Raw genomic sequence first — 14,737 nt, 5'->3', positions numbered from 1 at the left:
CATGCCTGCCATGCGGCCGGTTCAACAGGGCTTCACCCTCCTGGAAATGCTGGTGGTGCTGCTCATGGTTGCCGTGGGTTTCGGCCTGTTGGCCTCGGGTATCTCCCAGGGGCTCAAGAGCGCCCAGGAGCGCCAGGTCAAGCGTGACCTGAGCCTGGCGTTGCGCCAGGTCCGAAGCCAAGCCATCAGCGCAGGACAACCAGCCTCCCTGCGCCTGGATGTACTGCGCAACAGTTATCAGCTGCCCGGCAAGGCACCGCGCCAATTGCCGGATGGCATGACCCTGCGCCTGACGACGGCGGCCACTGCCGATAGCGATGAAGGGGCAGTCGGGCTGATCACCTTCTACCCCAACGGCGGTTCCACTGGCGGGCACCTGTACCTGGCGCGCGGCAACCAAGCGACGCGTATCGATATCGACTGGCTCACCGGACGGGTCGACTGGCGAGATAGGCAACAGCCATGACGCCTTTGCCTCCCCGCCAGCAGCGTGGCTTTACCCTGGTCGAATTACTCGCGGCGATCGTCGTCCTGGGCATTGGGTTTGCAGTCGTACTCAACACCCTGGGTTACGCCACCCAGGCACTGGCGCGGGATGGGCAGACAACCCGAATGGCCCTGATGGCCACTTCGCTGATGGCCGAATATGGAGAAGGCCTGGGCAGCGGCGCCCACCTGGAAGGTACCCGCGACGGTATCCAATGGCGCCTGAGCGCCACCCCGCTTCGGGATGAGGGGGCCATTGTGCTCTCCCAGCTAGAACTCATGCTGGTCAAGGGCAGCCGGCATGAACGCTTCGTCACGCTCAAGGCCATCAAGCATCCAGCGGGGAGCCTGCCATGAGGCAAGGCCAGCGCGGGTTTACGCTGCTGGAAGTGCTGCTCGCCCTGAGCTTCCTCGGCTTGCTGATGGTGCTGATCGGTTCCGCCTTGGGCTCCGGTAACCACTTGCTGCTGCTCAGTGAAAAACACACCGATCGCCTGACCCAAGTGAGGACCGCGCAGAACTTTCTGCGCAGCGCACTCCAACAGGCGCTGGCCGAGGATTTTGGCCACGCGGCGGATCAGGAACGGGTGTTCGAAGGAGAGCGACAACGCATGCGTTTCGTTTCTCCAATGCCTGGGCAACTCGCCGCTGGTGTCCAGGTGCATACCCTTGAAGCGGTGGCCGGCCCGGCTGATACCAGTCGCCTGCAAATCAGTTTCAGCCAGGACCGCCCGGATGGGCTACACCCCTGGGGCAATCCCCAGATACTGGTGCAGGAGGTTCAGGACTTGCGCTTGAGCTACAGAGGCCTGGACCCCAACCGCCAGCCGACCGACTGGCTGGAGCGCTGGCCCTGGCCGGACCGGCTGCCCCAGGCCGTGCGTATCGACGTCGATACTCGCGGAGCCGACCTGTGGCCCACGCAAATCGTGGCGTTGCGCCTGGATTCCGAGGTGACCCCATGAGCCGCCAGCGCGGCGCCGCATTGATCATGGTCTTGTGGGCCATCGCCCTGCTGGGACTGATGATGGGCAGCCTGGTCGAGATCCTGCGCCTGGAAAACCGCCAGAGCGCTTTTGAACTGCAACACAGCCGCGCCCTGCTGGCCGCGCAAGCGGGCCTGGCGTTGGCGGTCGAAGGGTTGTTTGCCTATCCGCCGCGCACGGTGGCTGACGGGCGTGTTTACTCATTGCCCTTTGAGCAGGCCACGCTGAGCCTCCAAGTCAGCAGCGAGCGCGGCAAACTGGATCTGAATTTTGCCGCGCTGGACAGTTTCGCGCGCCTGGCCCATGGCCTCGGCGCAACCTCCGGGCAGGCTCGGCAATGGAGTGAAAGCCTGGGCCAACAGCGCAGTGCCGGCCCCCTCAAAGCGCTCGAACAGTTGCAGCAGTTACCCGGCATGCAGCCGCGCCTGTACGAGCGCTTGCTACCGCACCTCACGCTCTGGTCCGGCCTCACGGTGCCGGATGTGGATGCAGCCAGCCCCGAACTGCTGGCCTTGCTCAAACTGTCACGGCCAAAGGTCGCGCTGCAGCGGGGCCCCGAATCGGTGGTCAATGTGCGAGTCCTGGCGACGCTGGAGAATCAGGTTTCGGCTTCCCTGGAGGCCGTGGTTTTTCTTTCACCACAAGGAAGCGGTCAACGACCGTATCGGGTGCTGCGCTGGAAAGAATGAATCTGCTGATCCAGCCCCTGGCTGACCGGCTACAGCCGCTGATCCGCTGGCTACTGCTGCGCTGGCGAGGGTCGCCGCTGCCTGGATTCCTTGCCTGGTGGCGGGCAGAGCTCCTGGCCTGCCTGCCCGCCTCCTGGCGAGCCAGGATCAACCCCGAGAAAAAACAACCGTTGCTGTTTTCCCGGGACGACCATTTCTGGACCGGGGACGTTGAGCAACTGCAACCAGCCCTCGCGCCATCGACATCTGCTGCAGCGGTCCTGATCCTGCTGCCGCACCAGCGCTTGCTCCATGAAGTGTCCCTGCCGGCGGCGGTGGCCCAGGACCTCAGCTCCATGCTGTCGTACGAGATGGACAAGTACACCCCGTTCAAGGCCAGCCAGGTCTATTTCGACTGTGTTCGCCTGCCCTCTGCCCACGACTCGCTGATCCGCATTCGCCTGGCCGTGGTCAGCCGTGAGCGGCTGGATACGCTGCTCGATCAGGCGCAACAGGCCGGTCATTCGATCATGGCGGTTGATGTGCTGGATGAGCACGGCACACGTTTGCACCTCGACTTGCTGGCACCCCATCGCCGCACCCGCAGACGCCGCTCGCTGATGCGGCCAGCTCCGGCCCTTGCGCTGGTCGCCCTGGTCCTGGCGCTGGCCGGCCTGCAGCTCTGGCTGCACAACCGTCAGCAGGCCCTTGAAGACATGCGGCAGCAGGTCAAGGCCCTGCAACGGCAAACGCAACAGGTCCAGGCGCTCAATCAGCAGATCGACGACACCCTCAACGCTCAACGCTATGTCGTGGAACGCCGGGCACAAACCACCTCGATGGCGGCGCTGCTCGATGAGTTGAGCCAATGCATCCCGCTGAATACCACCCTGGAGTCCCTGAATATCAACCCGGACGGCCAGGTCAGCCTGACCGGCCAAAGCAGCCAGGCCAGCGCCCTGATCAGTGCCATGAAAGCCTGCCGCAGCCTGGAAGGCATCAATTTCCAGGGCGCCATCCAGCCAGACCTTGTCACCGGCCTGGACCGCTTCAGCATGCTCGCCACCCTACGCAAAGCGGAGGCCAGCCATGCGCCTGCGACCAACTCCCGCTAGCCAGCGCGCCCTGGCCCTGGCCTTGGCCGCTTCGAGCCTGGTCGGGGGGTATTTTCTGACCTTGCATGTTTGGTTCAGCCAGCCTTTGTTGGCCATTGCCGATGAGATGGCGCTGCTACGCCACAACCAGCAACGCTACGTGGCATTGTCCGGCCAACGGCCTGCGCTGGAGAACTCGCTGGCTCAGATCAGGCGCTCATCCGTGGGCAATGAAAACCTGCTGGCCGATTCCGACATGGGCACGGCCACCGCACAACTGATGCAGTTGATCGCCGCCGATTTGCAGGTATTCGCCACGGAGGGCAGTGGCTGCACGCTGGCCAATCGAATTCCGGTGCCGGTCACCCAGCAAGGGCCTTATCGGCAAGTCAGTGTGCGGATCAACCTCGAATGCGCCATCGAGCCATTGGCCGGCCTGCTGCACCGCCTGGAAAACGGCAAAGTCTCGCTGTTCATCGAGTCCTTGCGGATCGAGAAAAGCCGGGGCCAGCTTGCCAGCGCAAATCGCTTGGCCGCGCAACTGCTGATCAGCGCTTACCTGCAAAACCCAACGCCAAAAGGAGCGACGCCATGACGCGCTTCCCGCCCTCGCTTCGTTGGCTGAGTGCAGCCGTACTGGGCCTGCTGGGGTTGCTCCTGATCTTGCTCAACGGCTTTGGCACCGAGGTTCAATGGCTCCCTCCACTCGATCCATCGGCTGCCCCGGTGAAAGCCGCCGGCACTGCCGAGCCCATGCCCGTAGCGTTGGCAGCGCATGAATACACCTGGAAAAAACCACTGTTCAACGCCCATAGGCAGCCTGACCCGTCACCCTCCCCAGCCACCGAGACGGCGCCAGCGTCGCTCAATGGCCTGAGCCTGACCGGCGTCATCGCTTCCGGAGCCCTGCGCAAGGCCTTCTTCAAGACCAGCGACGGGCAACAGCTGGCGACCCTCGAACAGCAACAACTGCCCAATGGCTGGCGAGTCGAGCGGATCGAACCGACACACGTCTCGTTGACCCAGGGTGCCAACACCCAAACGTTGAAGCTGCTGCTATTGAAAGTGCCGCAGAACACACCGGCTCTCCCCTCTTTGCCTGACACTCCCAAGGACAGCGATCTGTGAGAAAACGATTCATCTACCCGGGCTTGGCCGGCGCGATCGCGCTCTGTGGTTGTACGACACCGGCCACCGACAGCGCACGGGACGACAGGTTGATCAAAGAGGCCTTGTCCGGCACCGGTACTGATCGCGCGCCGCTGCCGATCCCGGCGCCGAAAGCACCGCCACTGGCGATCATCACACCGCCGACCACGACCCGGGTTGTCCAGGGCAACCAGCACTTCATCAATAAGAAACCGTCAGCGCTGCCCCATGCCGCTAGGGCATCCCAAGAGCCAGGCGTCACCTTCAACTTCGCCAATGTCTCGATCCAGGCCGTGGCCAACACCATCCTCGGTGATGTGCTGAAGGAGAACTACAGCATCGCCCCGGGTGTGGTGGGCGACGTCACCTTCTCGACCTCCAGGCCCGTCGACAAGAGCCAGGCTTTCTCGATCCTGGAAACCCTGTTGGCACTGACCAGGAACGCCATCATCCGGCAGAACGACAGCTACGTTGTGCTGCCGGCGAACACGGCGCTCGCCGGCCGGCTCGCGCCGCAGCTGGCATTGCCACAACCTGGCAGCGGCATGACGGCGCGGTTCTTTCTGCTCAACTATATTTCCGCACCGCAAATGCAAAAGCTCTTGCAACCCATGGCCCGGGAAAATGCCTTCGTGCAGGTCGACGCCGCCCGCAACCTGCTGATCATGGCGGGCACTCCCGATGAACTGAACAACTATCAGCAGACCATCGACACCTTCGATGTCAACTGGCTCAAGGGCATGTCCGTCAGCGTCTTCGGGCTCAAGCACGCCAACGTCAGCAAGTTGATGCCCGAGCTTGAGCATTTGTTCGGAGCGCAAAGCGCGACACCACTGGCCGGGATGTTGCGTTTCCTGCCGATCGAGCGCACCAACTCCATCGTGGTGATCTCTTCTCAGCCGCAGTACCTCAGTGATGTCGGGCGCTGGATCGAAGCCATTGACCAGGGTGGCGGCAATGAACCGCAAATGTATGTGTACGACGTGCGCAACATGAAGGCCACCGACCTTGCCAAGTACCTGCGACAGATTTACGGCAATGCGAAAATCACCGACGAGCCGGCCGCCCAGGTAGCACCCGGCCTGCGTACGGTCACCCTGTCGAGCAATGGTTACGGCACTGGCAATGACGGCAGCGGCAATGTTTCAGGCCTGCCATCGGGGATCAATGGGATCGGTGGTAACGGCAACGCCGAAGGCACCAACGCGGCACAGCCGGAAGAAGAGTTCGAGGCCAGCAGCGAGGACCAGGAGCAGGCCGAAAACGCCACGAGCAACGAGACATTCGACAATTCAGTGCGCATCACGGCCCAGAAAAGCAGCAACCAACTGTTGGTACGCAGCCGGCCGGCGCAATGGGCTGAAATCGAGTCGGCGATACAGCGTCTGGACAATCCCCCCCTGCAAGTGCAGATCGAAACACGCATTCTGGAAGTCAGCCTGACCGGCTCCCTGGAGCAAGGCGTGCAATGGTACCTGGGGAACCTGGCGGGCAACTCGACCACTCCTGGCGTGCAGAACACCACGGGCAGCCAGGGTGCATTGGGCGGAGGCGGCGTCGAGGTGAGATCGGCTTCGCTGTTCTACTCCTTTGTCAGCAACAACTTCCAGGTGGCCTTGCGAGCGCTGGAAACCAGCGGCAACACCAAGGTGCTGTCGGCGCCATCGCTGGTGGTGATGAACAACCAGCAAGCGCGGATCCAGGTGGGCAACAACATCCCGATCAGCCAGACCACCATCAATACCGGGGTCGGCGCCATCCAGACCAGCTCCGTGCAGTACGTGCAGACCGGGGTGATCCTCAATGTGGTGCCACGCATCAACCCCGGCGGCTTGGTATACATGGACATTCAGCAACAGGTCAGCGACGCCACGACTCCCGCCAGCGGCGGAACCGGGACCACGGCGACGCCACCGGCCAACCCCACCATCTCGACCCGCGCGGTGTCTACCCAAGTCGCCGTGCAAAGCGGCCAGACTGTCCTGCTGGGAGGCCTGATCACGCAAAACCAGGCAGAGGCCGATCGCAGCGTGCCGTATCTGGGCAAGGTGCCGGGGCTGAAGTGGTTGTTCGGTACGACCATCCGCAATGACGACCGGTCGGAACTGATCGTGCTCATCACCCCTCGCGTGATCACCGGCAACAGCGAGGCGCGCCAGGTGACGGATGAGTATCGCCAGCGCTTCCAGCTTATCCAGCCACTGCAAAAACTCTGAGGCCTGATCGACACCGGGCCTGGCTGAAGAGGCTCGACTCCAGACCGCTCGTGTACTGGTTCGCCCGGGTGCTAAGGAGGGCCAGCATCAGGCGCGGCCTCTTTTATGGAGGGGCTTGGCGCCTGATGGACGAACACTGGGCCAAAGGCGCAACTACAGGTGGAAATCGCCTGCGGCCTCTGGCTGGTAAAGCACCTTCCTGATCTCGATCCGGCGGGTCCGATCAGAAATACGCCAGTCGATGGCATCGCCCTCCTGATAACCCAGGATCGCGGCGCCGATGTCGGAACACACGGAATGCTTGCCGGCGCTGCTGTCCGCGTCGTCAGGGTAGACCAGGGCCACTTCGATTTCTTCGTCATCCAGGTGCAGCAAGGCCCTGGAATTCATCGTGACGACATTGCGCGCCACATGCTGCGGCTTGACGACAATGGCCCGTCCAAGCTCATGTTCGAGTTCAACCACGGCCGGGCCCTGCTCGAAGACGATCAGGCTCTCGAGCCTGGCCTTGTCGATTTCGGTGATGTAGATCCCCGTGGAGTCGCCAGCGGCCCCCTCGCGCAAGAACTGCAGATAGCGCCCCGCCGTCATGGAAAATGATTTCAATGCCGGCGTTTCGTTCTCAAGCACAAAGCCGCTGCGCACGAAGGCTTTCAGTGAGCGCGAGTTGTCCGGGTGGATCTTGGCGATGAGCTTTTCGGCCCGCATATCGAGAAAGGCCAGCTTCATGCCCTCGCGGATGGTCCGGGCGCCAAGGTTCCGGCCCCATTTGTCGCTGTCTCCGATGACCAGGACTATCTCGCAATTGGAGCCGGTCTTGACGAGTCGGACAAAACCCACCGGGGCGTCATGGCGGTCATAGGCCATGAAGAACCGGCCGTCCCGGTTGAATAGATGGGTCAGGATCGGCAGTTGGGTCCGATCGATGACGTGTTCGATGGAACGGGAAACATCACGTGAATCGCTCAGGTAACAGGTAACGCGCTCATCTTCCAACCAATCTTTCAACGTCAGCGCATGTGCCCGAGTGATTTCAGGGCACAGCGAAATGAAAGGCTTGTTCATCTTCACCACACTTGTTCGTAAAGGATGAAAGCCCTTCATGGCGGTTATGGCCATGACGGTTCTTTCGGCAACCGGGCATCTTAAGGCATAAGGCGAGCAATGCCGAAAAGATCACGACCTGCTCCGTGCCCTACCCGCCATCGATGCCCAAGCGAGTTGGCCGTCGTTACGGCTGCTGCGTCGACATCACGGTCGGCCTGACCGGAAGCCGGGAGTATTGCGGGTGCTGCTTGACGAAGGTTCGAACGGCCTGTTCCTGCCTGTCCGTTACACATATGGCAATGCTGGGACGGTCCACCGTGCAGGTTCCCAGTGCAAGGAAGCCGCAGTTCTTGACCCCATAGACGGCAGCTGGGTGGGCCGCGACCGGGCAGCCATACGTCATCTCGCCCAGGTAATTGAGTTGGCCGTTGGCCACGGTAAAACGCAGGGGTTTCGAATAGGGGCCCATGAGGCCGCGGCGTGAACCCAGGTCATTCACTTCATAGGTACCTGCAGGCAGCCATGCCGAGTAATAGTCCTTGGGAGCCCAGCCGTAGGTCTTGCCGCTATTCACGTCACGAAAACTGATCCAGGTGCCGTAGGGCCCGCCCTCGATCAGCGCACCGAGGACGAGGCCTGCGTTTTCGGCGGAATAGACTTTGGAATCCAGGGCCATTTCAGGCGGTAATGCCGAACAGGCACTCATCAAGGCTGTAACTCCAACTACCAACAACTGACTTGTCTTGCGCATTCGATACTCGATCCATTGAAACAAAATGTGGCTTTCCCATTATGATGCTGCCCCTTTCAAATCAAGCGTTAAGGATGACACCCACTATGAGTAGTATTTTCACCGGCCGTGTATCGGGTGCCATGGCCTTCGCCTTGATCTTGAGCGGCTGCAGTTTATCGGGCACTTATCCGGATGCAACCGAAGCAGACGCCGCCAAGCTTCGTTTTATCAGCGACATGAGCAGCGCCACGCTGGGTGTGTTCGATGAGCAGAACTGTGACGGGCAAACCACGGGGATTCTCAATAACTTGTTCCTCGCCGATTCTCGCCGGCGAGCGAACATGTCGATCCCTCCTGCCTCCCAGAAGACGCCCTACCTGGAAATCCGCTTGGCCCCGAACAAAGAGCGAATGCTGCACCTCAATACCCAAGGCACCGGCTCGGTATGTGGCATGGCCTTCACCTTCACGCCGCAAAGTGGCGCTGAATACGAACTCACCTTCAGTCGTGCCGGCAGTCAGTGCGTGACATCGCTCAAGCGCCTGCACCAAGCGCAGGGCCAAGTGGTGCGCTCCCCTGTCCCTCTGGTGAACAAAGGCCTGGCAAGCTGCCTGGGCGCCAACGCCCTCTTCCCTGCGCCCGTAAAGGGCCTGCCGGCCACCGTCGAGCGTGACGAAATGATCGAGCAGATTGTCTCGCAGAGCATCATCAGCGAGATGAAGCCCGGGCCGGCCTTGAGCGAGAGCAGCCAGAACGAAGCCGCCGACCTGGTGGTGGACAAGCGCAAGCGGCAGATGAACCTGGACCTGCCGGATGCCTATTGGAGCCAATTTCGGCAGAACGTAGCGACTTACCTGAAGCAGGCTCAAGGGGTAAAGGCCAGCGCGCTCGAGCACTACAAGGTCGAGTACCGCACACGCCTCTCGCGCTTGGATACACCAGCCATCAAGGCACTGGTGCCAGACACCCAGGCCACCGATGTCACCCAGGCGCTGGCTACCAACAACGCGATGTTGCAGTACTACCGTCGGCTCAATGAGCAATTGCAAAAAGAAACGATGGCCGATCACTGGACCCGGATGGCCGACCTGGACAAGCGCTATGGGGTGTGTGAGCGCTACGCGCAGTGCTGGCAGAACTAACCTGGGCCAATCCGCTGCGCCCTTGCCTTGCTCCACCTGGCCATGGGGTTGGCCAGCGTAATCATGCAAGGGCGCCACTCTCTACATCCCCCTGGCCTCCACCGCCCTCCTCCGGCATCACCTGGTCAGCGCCTGGTAACTCACCCGGTGCGCCTCGGTCGGCAGCGGCACCTCCCATTTGAATAGCATGCGGCGGATATCCGCGTTGCGCAGCGAGGTGTCGCGCTGCTGGTTGCGCCGCATGATCTCGCTCTCCGGGCTTTCCAGGTAGACGATCTCCACCTCTGCACCGTAGCCGTACAGCAAGTCCAGGGTGCGATTGCGCATCTGCGCCGACAGGTGCGTCGAGTTCCATATGAATGGCCGCTGCTCTCGCAACAAGGCCTTGGCCCGGTCGATGGCGTAGTGCGCGGCGGCGCCTTCGTTCTGCCCGTGGCGCAGGCCCAGGGCCTGGCGCGCATCGTCGAACGAGACCACCGGCAGGTCCGGATGATGTCGCGCGGCCCAGGTGTCCTTGCCGCTGGCCGGCAAGCCGGAAAGCATCACCACTTGCGAGCCTTGCGGTGCATGCAGCGGATAGTCGGGGTGCACCCGGGCGCCACGCAGGTACTGGATGCGCGTGTAGTCGTCGGCGAAGGCGCGCGGCCCCTGCAGGCAGCCCTCCTCGGCCGCCAGTTCACGCCACAGTTCAATGGCACTCAAGACATCGGCCTTGCCAACGTAATCACGACCTTGCATGTCGGCCTCGGCCACCGCGCAGAGCATCCACACCGGCAGCTCCCAGGACAGCTTGTGGAGCAGGAACTCCGTGCTGCGCCCGCTGCGATCGCCTTGCAGGGCGAAGAACGGCACCTGGTGCACGGCGATGATGCGGCAGATCTGCTCGCGCAGCTCGAACGGCACAGCGGCGCGCCACAACAGCAGCCGGGCATCCACCGCTCCCCGACGCGAGTGTCCGGGTTGGCCGATACGCCCGGTCTCGGGGTCGATCACCGTGGTATCGGGCTTGGCGATGTCATGCAGCAAGGCGGCGAAGAACAGCACGAAGCGCTGCTCGGCGCTGGCCTGCTGGTAGGCCGGCTGGGCCAGTAGCGCCTCCACCACCATGCGGGTGTGAATCCACACATCGCCCTCGGCGTGGTAGGTCGGGTCCTGCGGGGTGTCGGCCAGGCGCGCCAGGGCCGGGATGGCCGCCAGGCAGGCGGCACTGTCCATGGCGTGCCCAGGCTCGGGCACCAGGTGTTGCAGTGGATGAATATCCATTTCGAAAGGCTCCTTCAGTAGCCACGGCAGGAGCCGTACCAGTCCATGGACAGGCGCGGCGCGTAGAGGTCGACGCCGGCGGCCAGTTGATTGGGAATGAACGGTTGATTGGCATGGTGCTGATCGGCATCGAGGATGGCCTGGACGAAATCCTGGCGCACCCACTTCAAGCGGCCGAGGGTTTGTTGTGCGTCCTCGAGCTTCAGGTACAAGCCTTCCATGCGACTGGAGCGGTCGCACTGGCGCCAGGCCCGGGCCAGGTCGAGGCCTTCACGGCGTACCACTTGCTCGAATGCCTCGCGCCAATGGGCAGTCTTGGCCAGCGAATCGCCAACCAGCGCCATCAGCTCGGCCTGCCGGCGTGGTGCCGGGCCTTCGTACAGCACCGGTACCGACAGCACGGGGCCGTCCTGGAGCAGCTTGCGGCGTGCGGCCGTAGACAAGAACAACCCCGTGCTGCGATCCCACACATCGAACTCGCAAAAGTAATGGGGCAAGTGGTCGTAGAACACCGAGTGCTTCTTGTGCAGCCACTCGCCGTACAGTACGAAGCGATCTTCCAGGCGCTCCAGCAGCCAGTGTTCGTGGGCCGCGGCCCACTGCTTGAACAAATTGAACTGGCGCTCGCGTCCGCCACCAGTGAGGTAGTGGCCACGGGATTGCAGGCGCAGTTCGCCGCCCTCGGTAAAGCTGATGCCGGCGTTGGCACCGTCGAGTTTTTCTTCCACCACCAGCCATTGGCCAGCCAGGGAGGCATAACGAACCTGTCCGGCGTCAGTGTCGCCATCCTGCAGGCGTGAGCTTTCCAGGTGGGGGGTACGGGGGTACTTGAGCAGTTCTAGGGAGTGCGCGTCGGCACGAATATCCATGTTCATGGGTTTCTCCTTGGGAATAGGGAAAAACCGACGACAGGATCAGGCAGGCACAGCGATGAGGAGGCGCCGCGCAAAAGCGCGGGCAGCCATCAGGCACGATGGACCGTCGTCGGTATCAGGCGTGTTGGCTGGCGTAGGGCACTGGCTTCACCACTTGGGAGAAAGGTTGCAGGGGCTTGAGGGCGCGCATTCAACAGCAGATGGCGGCACCTGGTCAAGCCCTGCGATACGTTGAGCTGGGCCAGGTCAGCGAGTTTTCGCGATCACCCCGGTCATGTACTGGTGCAAATCACGAAAGTCCTGGACCTTCCAGGCATAGGGCGCAATCTTCACGCCGTTCTCGCGCAAGGTTCTTGGGATCAGGTCGCCGTTTGGTCGCAGTATCACCGAGGAAACGATAACGCCCGGGTAATCGTTCAGGCGTTTCTTGAAGGCGGATGTCGTGAGGTCCGGGGTAGGCGGATTGCTTTTATTGGCCAACGGTCCCGTCCCCTTGATATCCGGTCCATGGCACACGGCACATCGCTGCAGGTAGAGGTTTTTGCCGTTGGCATTATCGGCGAAGGATAACGGTGCTTGGATCAACGCTAGAACAGCCAGTGAAGCGATGAATGATCTTTTCATTTTTATTTTGCATTTCCCTCGGTCAGGTATGAAGTCCTTTTCAGTTGCAGTCGCCACTGTGATTGGGGCCCTGCAACTGCTATCGGGCAACTTGAAAAACGCTTTCGTTGACGATGAGCACGTCATCGTCCAACAGGTTCAAGACGACACAAAAGTTGTGCGTGGACTGAACGTAAACCAGGTCGCCTTCTTGCTTGATCGCCACGAATGGATTGGCTGTGGTCGAGAACAGGAACCACTCCAAATGATTGCTTGCATCGGTCCTGGCGATAAAACCTTCGTTGCCCATTTCGCCCTCGCCGCATAGAACGACCTGGCCGTTGCTCAAAGACAACTTATGGTTTACCTGGACTTGCGCCCATACATCGTCATCTTCACCAAGCAACTCACCCGGCGCGGTCTTTGCTTCCCGTGAAAGGCTGTAGGCCCTGCCATAGGTATGGGGAAGTTCGGTGTTTTCAACCGAGTCGATCGCTATGGGCTCGATAACCCCGGGCTGGCGATAAATGATGTCCAGGCCGATCAACTGGCCGTCGCTCCATCGCTCTTGCAGTCCTTTCATATGTTCTAGTGCTCACGGCTATTTTTATCACTGCCCACCCAGGCCCGGCATGACCACGCTTTAGCGCGTCGCCTCAGTTTTGGGCGCCCGATTTCGCGGGGCTCGCACTTTTGGGCGGCGGATTCTACCATGCTCCGACGATATCAACTGGCCGATCCAGAGCCTCCGAGAGGGTAAAGCTCTATTTGCCCAGCCGGCAATTCGGCACCTTACCCACCACACTTTGAATGAGCTGCCTGTGCTGGATTTTTCATACTTGGCCGATAGCCGAGGCAACAAGCCCTCTTTGTCCATTCATGACCGGGACGTCAAGTTTCTGGAACCTGCCTTTCTGGACCTTGAGCAGAAAACCGGAATCTATATAGACCCCTACGGGACAACGCGGATCTACCCCGCCCATCAACAAATACTGGTTGATTATCTGCAAGGGCGCAGTGAAGACAAGATTGTCGAGTTTGTGCACTTGCTGAAGAACGCCATCAGGGAAGACGAGGTTCTAGTGGCCGATGGCGACTAAATACGATATTCACGGACGCGGGAATGACGAAGGTGACAGGGTGATTGGCCTAGATCTCGAGATAGTCCCTGGGAAGTCGATTGGCGGTATCTGTCTGGGAGACAATGCAGACGATATCGTCTGGAACATCCTGGATGAGTTCGATGTGCAGGCCTTTGATTTCGATAACTTCGGGATGAAGTACACCTGCTACAGGATCGACGGCGGAGCCATCTCATTTTCCGCCAACGAGGCCGGCAATATCGTCTCCTTATGCTGCGAGCCTCCTTATACGGGTCGGTTTGATAAAAGGTTCTACCCCGGGATAACGGCAGGCGAAATCAAGGCACGATCCAAAAGGCAGGAGCTTGTGGGCGGTTATCTGGTCCTGGATAGAAATTACCTTGCCTACTACGCAATGCCGGATGAGATCGACGACTTCGATCGCTTTTCCGATCTGGACGACGATGTGGTCTTCAATGAGCTGTATGTAGGGAACCTGGCTTGATGCCAGGACGATACCAAGCCCACCTATAAAGACGGGCTTGGTATGAAGCGCAGGGCCTAGTTGTCCAGGAAGGCGACGGCACGGGCCGGCGCGGCGCTGGTTCCCACCAGCTTCATCGGGAAGAAACCGACCATGAACCCTGACGCCGGCAGCGCGGCCAGGTTGTGCATCTGCTGCACGATGAAGGCTTCCTTCTCCTGGATCGCGAAGTGTCCATCCCAGATGGTGCTGCCCTCGCCCGTTTCCTCGAACCGCTTGCGCATCACCGGGAAGGGCCGGTCCCAGCCTGGCGCATCGGTGCCGAGCACCTTGGCCCCGGCCCGCGCCAGGAACAGCGTGCCCTCACGGGACATGCCCGGATAGGCGAACCATTCGGCGGACAGCGACTCGAAGCGTTCCTGCCCGGTACGCAGCAGCACAGCGTCTCCGGCCTGGATCGGCCGGCCCACCGCATCGATGGCAGCCTGCAGCTCTTCGATGGTGTAGGCATCGTTGCGGCGCTCGAAGGGACGCATGTCGAGCACCATCCCCGGGCAGAACAACTCCTGCAGGTTGATTTCGTGGATCTTGCGTGCGGGTTTGCCCTCGATCAGGTTCCCGCTGTGATAAGGCGCGTCCACGTGCGTGCCACAGTGGGAGCTCATGTCCGAGAGTATTTCCTCGCCCCAACCCTCGCCATGGGGCAGGTCGTGAGCTTCGCAGCAGAAGAGCCCCATCATGCGTTCGCGGCCCTTGGCCTCCGGACGGTGATAGTCGACAAGTGGAGCGATGACGCTGGCCATCGATGCCATGGCTGGCGGGATCTTCGAACGCAGCTCCGGGTCGATGGGGCGAGTCAGGCAGACCAGGCGTGTCATGTGATGCCTCCTAAGCAAGTGAGAAAGTGAA

General features: G+C 61.2%; 18 protein-coding genes. 11 read left to right on the top strand and 7 right to left on the bottom strand.

The window, feature by feature from the left end; translation table 11 throughout:
* The first annotated feature begins 1 nt into the window (after position 1).
* Genes AC3WK8_RS26880 through gspD form a run of 8 tightly spaced genes read left to right on the top strand, consistent with a single transcriptional unit; the run spans position 2 to position 6,599 of the window.
* Positions 2-466: a GspH/FimT family protein gene (locus tag AC3WK8_RS26880; protein ID WP_085600185.1), complete on the top strand. Its 465-nt coding sequence runs from the start codon at positions 2-4 to the stop codon at positions 464-466.
* Complete coding sequence (locus tag AC3WK8_RS26875) at positions 463-843, top strand: type II secretion system protein (RefSeq protein WP_103326318.1); 381 nt, start codon at positions 463-465, stop codon at positions 841-843. Before AC3WK8_RS26880 ends, AC3WK8_RS26875 begins: the two co-directional genes overlap by 4 nt.
* Positions 840-1,451: a type II secretion system protein GspJ gene (locus AC3WK8_RS26870; RefSeq protein WP_103326319.1), complete on the top strand. Its 612-nt coding sequence runs from the start codon at positions 840-842 to the stop codon at positions 1,449-1,451. The genes AC3WK8_RS26875 and AC3WK8_RS26870 overlap by 4 nt, the downstream gene beginning before the upstream one ends.
* Positions 1,448-2,161, top strand: a complete 714-nt coding sequence (locus tag AC3WK8_RS26865) for a type II secretion system protein GspK (protein ID WP_085600179.1) — start codon at positions 1,448-1,450, stop codon at positions 2,159-2,161. The genes AC3WK8_RS26870 and AC3WK8_RS26865 overlap by 4 nt, the downstream gene beginning before the upstream one ends.
* Positions 2,158-3,255: a PilN domain-containing protein gene (locus AC3WK8_RS26860; RefSeq protein ID WP_103326320.1), complete on the top strand. Its 1,098-nt coding sequence runs from the start codon at positions 2,158-2,160 to the stop codon at positions 3,253-3,255. The genes AC3WK8_RS26865 and AC3WK8_RS26860 overlap by 4 nt, the downstream gene beginning before the upstream one ends.
* Positions 3,230-3,829 (top strand): type II secretion system protein GspM, encoded by a 600-nt coding sequence (gspM, locus tag AC3WK8_RS26855; protein WP_103326321.1) that lies wholly within the window; start codon positions 3,230-3,232, stop codon positions 3,827-3,829. The genes AC3WK8_RS26860 and gspM overlap by 26 nt, the downstream gene beginning before the upstream one ends.
* Entirely contained in the window at positions 3,826-4,362 is a 537-nt protein-coding gene (locus AC3WK8_RS26850) for a DNA utilization family protein (RefSeq protein ID WP_103326322.1), read from the top strand. Before gspM ends, AC3WK8_RS26850 begins: the two co-directional genes overlap by 4 nt.
* Positions 4,359-6,599, top strand: a complete 2,241-nt coding sequence (gene gspD / locus AC3WK8_RS26845) for a type II secretion system secretin GspD (RefSeq protein ID WP_103326323.1) — start codon at positions 4,359-4,361, stop codon at positions 6,597-6,599. The genes AC3WK8_RS26850 and gspD overlap by 4 nt, the downstream gene beginning before the upstream one ends.
* Before the next feature lie 153 nt (positions 6,600-6,752).
* On the opposite strand, the gene AC3WK8_RS26840 is transcribed toward gspD, so the two are convergent.
* Both AC3WK8_RS26840 and AC3WK8_RS26835 read right to left on the bottom strand, forming a co-directional pair.
* A complete protein-coding gene (locus AC3WK8_RS26840) occupies positions 6,753-7,718 on the bottom strand; it encodes a bifunctional GNAT family N-acetyltransferase/nucleoside diphosphate kinase regulator (RefSeq protein WP_103326324.1) in 966 nt (321 codons plus the stop codon).
* Positions 7,719-7,830: 112 nt separating this feature from the next.
* Positions 7,831-8,397 (bottom strand): hypothetical protein, encoded by a 567-nt coding sequence (locus tag AC3WK8_RS26835; protein WP_103326325.1) that lies wholly within the window; start codon positions 8,395-8,397, stop codon positions 7,831-7,833.
* A gap of 122 nt (positions 8,398-8,519) precedes the next feature.
* Here AC3WK8_RS26835 and AC3WK8_RS26830 point away from each other — a divergent pair, with 122 nt between their 5' ends.
* Positions 8,520-9,521 (top strand): hypothetical protein, encoded by a 1,002-nt coding sequence (locus AC3WK8_RS26830; protein ID WP_256592399.1) that lies wholly within the window; start codon positions 8,520-8,522, stop codon positions 9,519-9,521.
* 117 nt (positions 9,522-9,638) lie between these two features.
* Here the strand turns inward: AC3WK8_RS26830 and AC3WK8_RS26825 are convergent, their stop codons facing one another.
* From AC3WK8_RS26825 to AC3WK8_RS26810, 4 genes are all read right to left on the bottom strand, one after another.
* Positions 9,639-10,784 carry an AAA family ATPase gene (locus AC3WK8_RS26825; protein WP_103326327.1) on the bottom strand — a complete coding sequence of 382 codons (1,146 nt, stop codon included), beginning with the start codon at positions 10,782-10,784 and terminating at the stop codon, positions 9,639-9,641.
* 14 nt (positions 10,785-10,798) lie between these two features.
* Positions 10,799-11,659: an RNA ligase family protein gene (locus AC3WK8_RS26820; RefSeq protein ID WP_103326328.1), complete on the bottom strand. Its 861-nt coding sequence runs from the start codon at positions 11,657-11,659 to the stop codon at positions 10,799-10,801.
* 246 nt (positions 11,660-11,905) lie between these two features.
* Positions 11,906-12,283: a cytochrome c gene (locus AC3WK8_RS26815; protein WP_103326329.1), complete on the bottom strand. Its 378-nt coding sequence runs from the start codon at positions 12,281-12,283 to the stop codon at positions 11,906-11,908.
* 79 nt (positions 12,284-12,362) lie between these two features.
* Complete coding sequence (locus tag AC3WK8_RS26810; RefSeq protein WP_103326330.1) at positions 12,363-12,845, bottom strand: hypothetical protein; 483 nt, start codon at positions 12,843-12,845, stop codon at positions 12,363-12,365.
* A gap of 238 nt (positions 12,846-13,083) precedes the next feature.
* On the opposite strand from AC3WK8_RS26810, the gene AC3WK8_RS26805 reads away from it, so the two are divergent.
* Together AC3WK8_RS26805 and AC3WK8_RS26800 are read left to right on the top strand one after the other, a co-directional pair.
* On the top strand, positions 13,084-13,362 hold the full coding sequence (locus AC3WK8_RS26805) for a hypothetical protein (protein ID WP_103326331.1): 279 nt from the start codon (positions 13,084-13,086) through the stop codon (positions 13,360-13,362).
* The gene (locus tag AC3WK8_RS26800) at positions 13,352-13,849 is read left to right on the top strand and encodes a hypothetical protein (protein WP_103326332.1); all 498 of its coding nucleotides are present in this window, start codon (positions 13,352-13,354) and stop codon (positions 13,847-13,849) included. The genes AC3WK8_RS26805 and AC3WK8_RS26800 overlap by 11 nt, the downstream gene beginning before the upstream one ends.
* 56 nt (positions 13,850-13,905) lie before the next feature.
* Here the strand turns inward: AC3WK8_RS26800 and AC3WK8_RS26795 are convergent, their stop codons facing one another.
* Entirely contained in the window at positions 13,906-14,706 is an 801-nt protein-coding gene (locus AC3WK8_RS26795) for a cyclase family protein (protein WP_103326333.1), read from the bottom strand.
* Between the last annotated feature and the right edge of the window lie 31 nt (positions 14,707-14,737).

Source organism: Pseudomonas sp. FW507-12TSA (assembly GCF_058781435.1).
The sequence above is the reverse complement of the archived record's forward strand: the minus strand, read 5'-3'. Positions and strand labels throughout refer to the sequence as shown.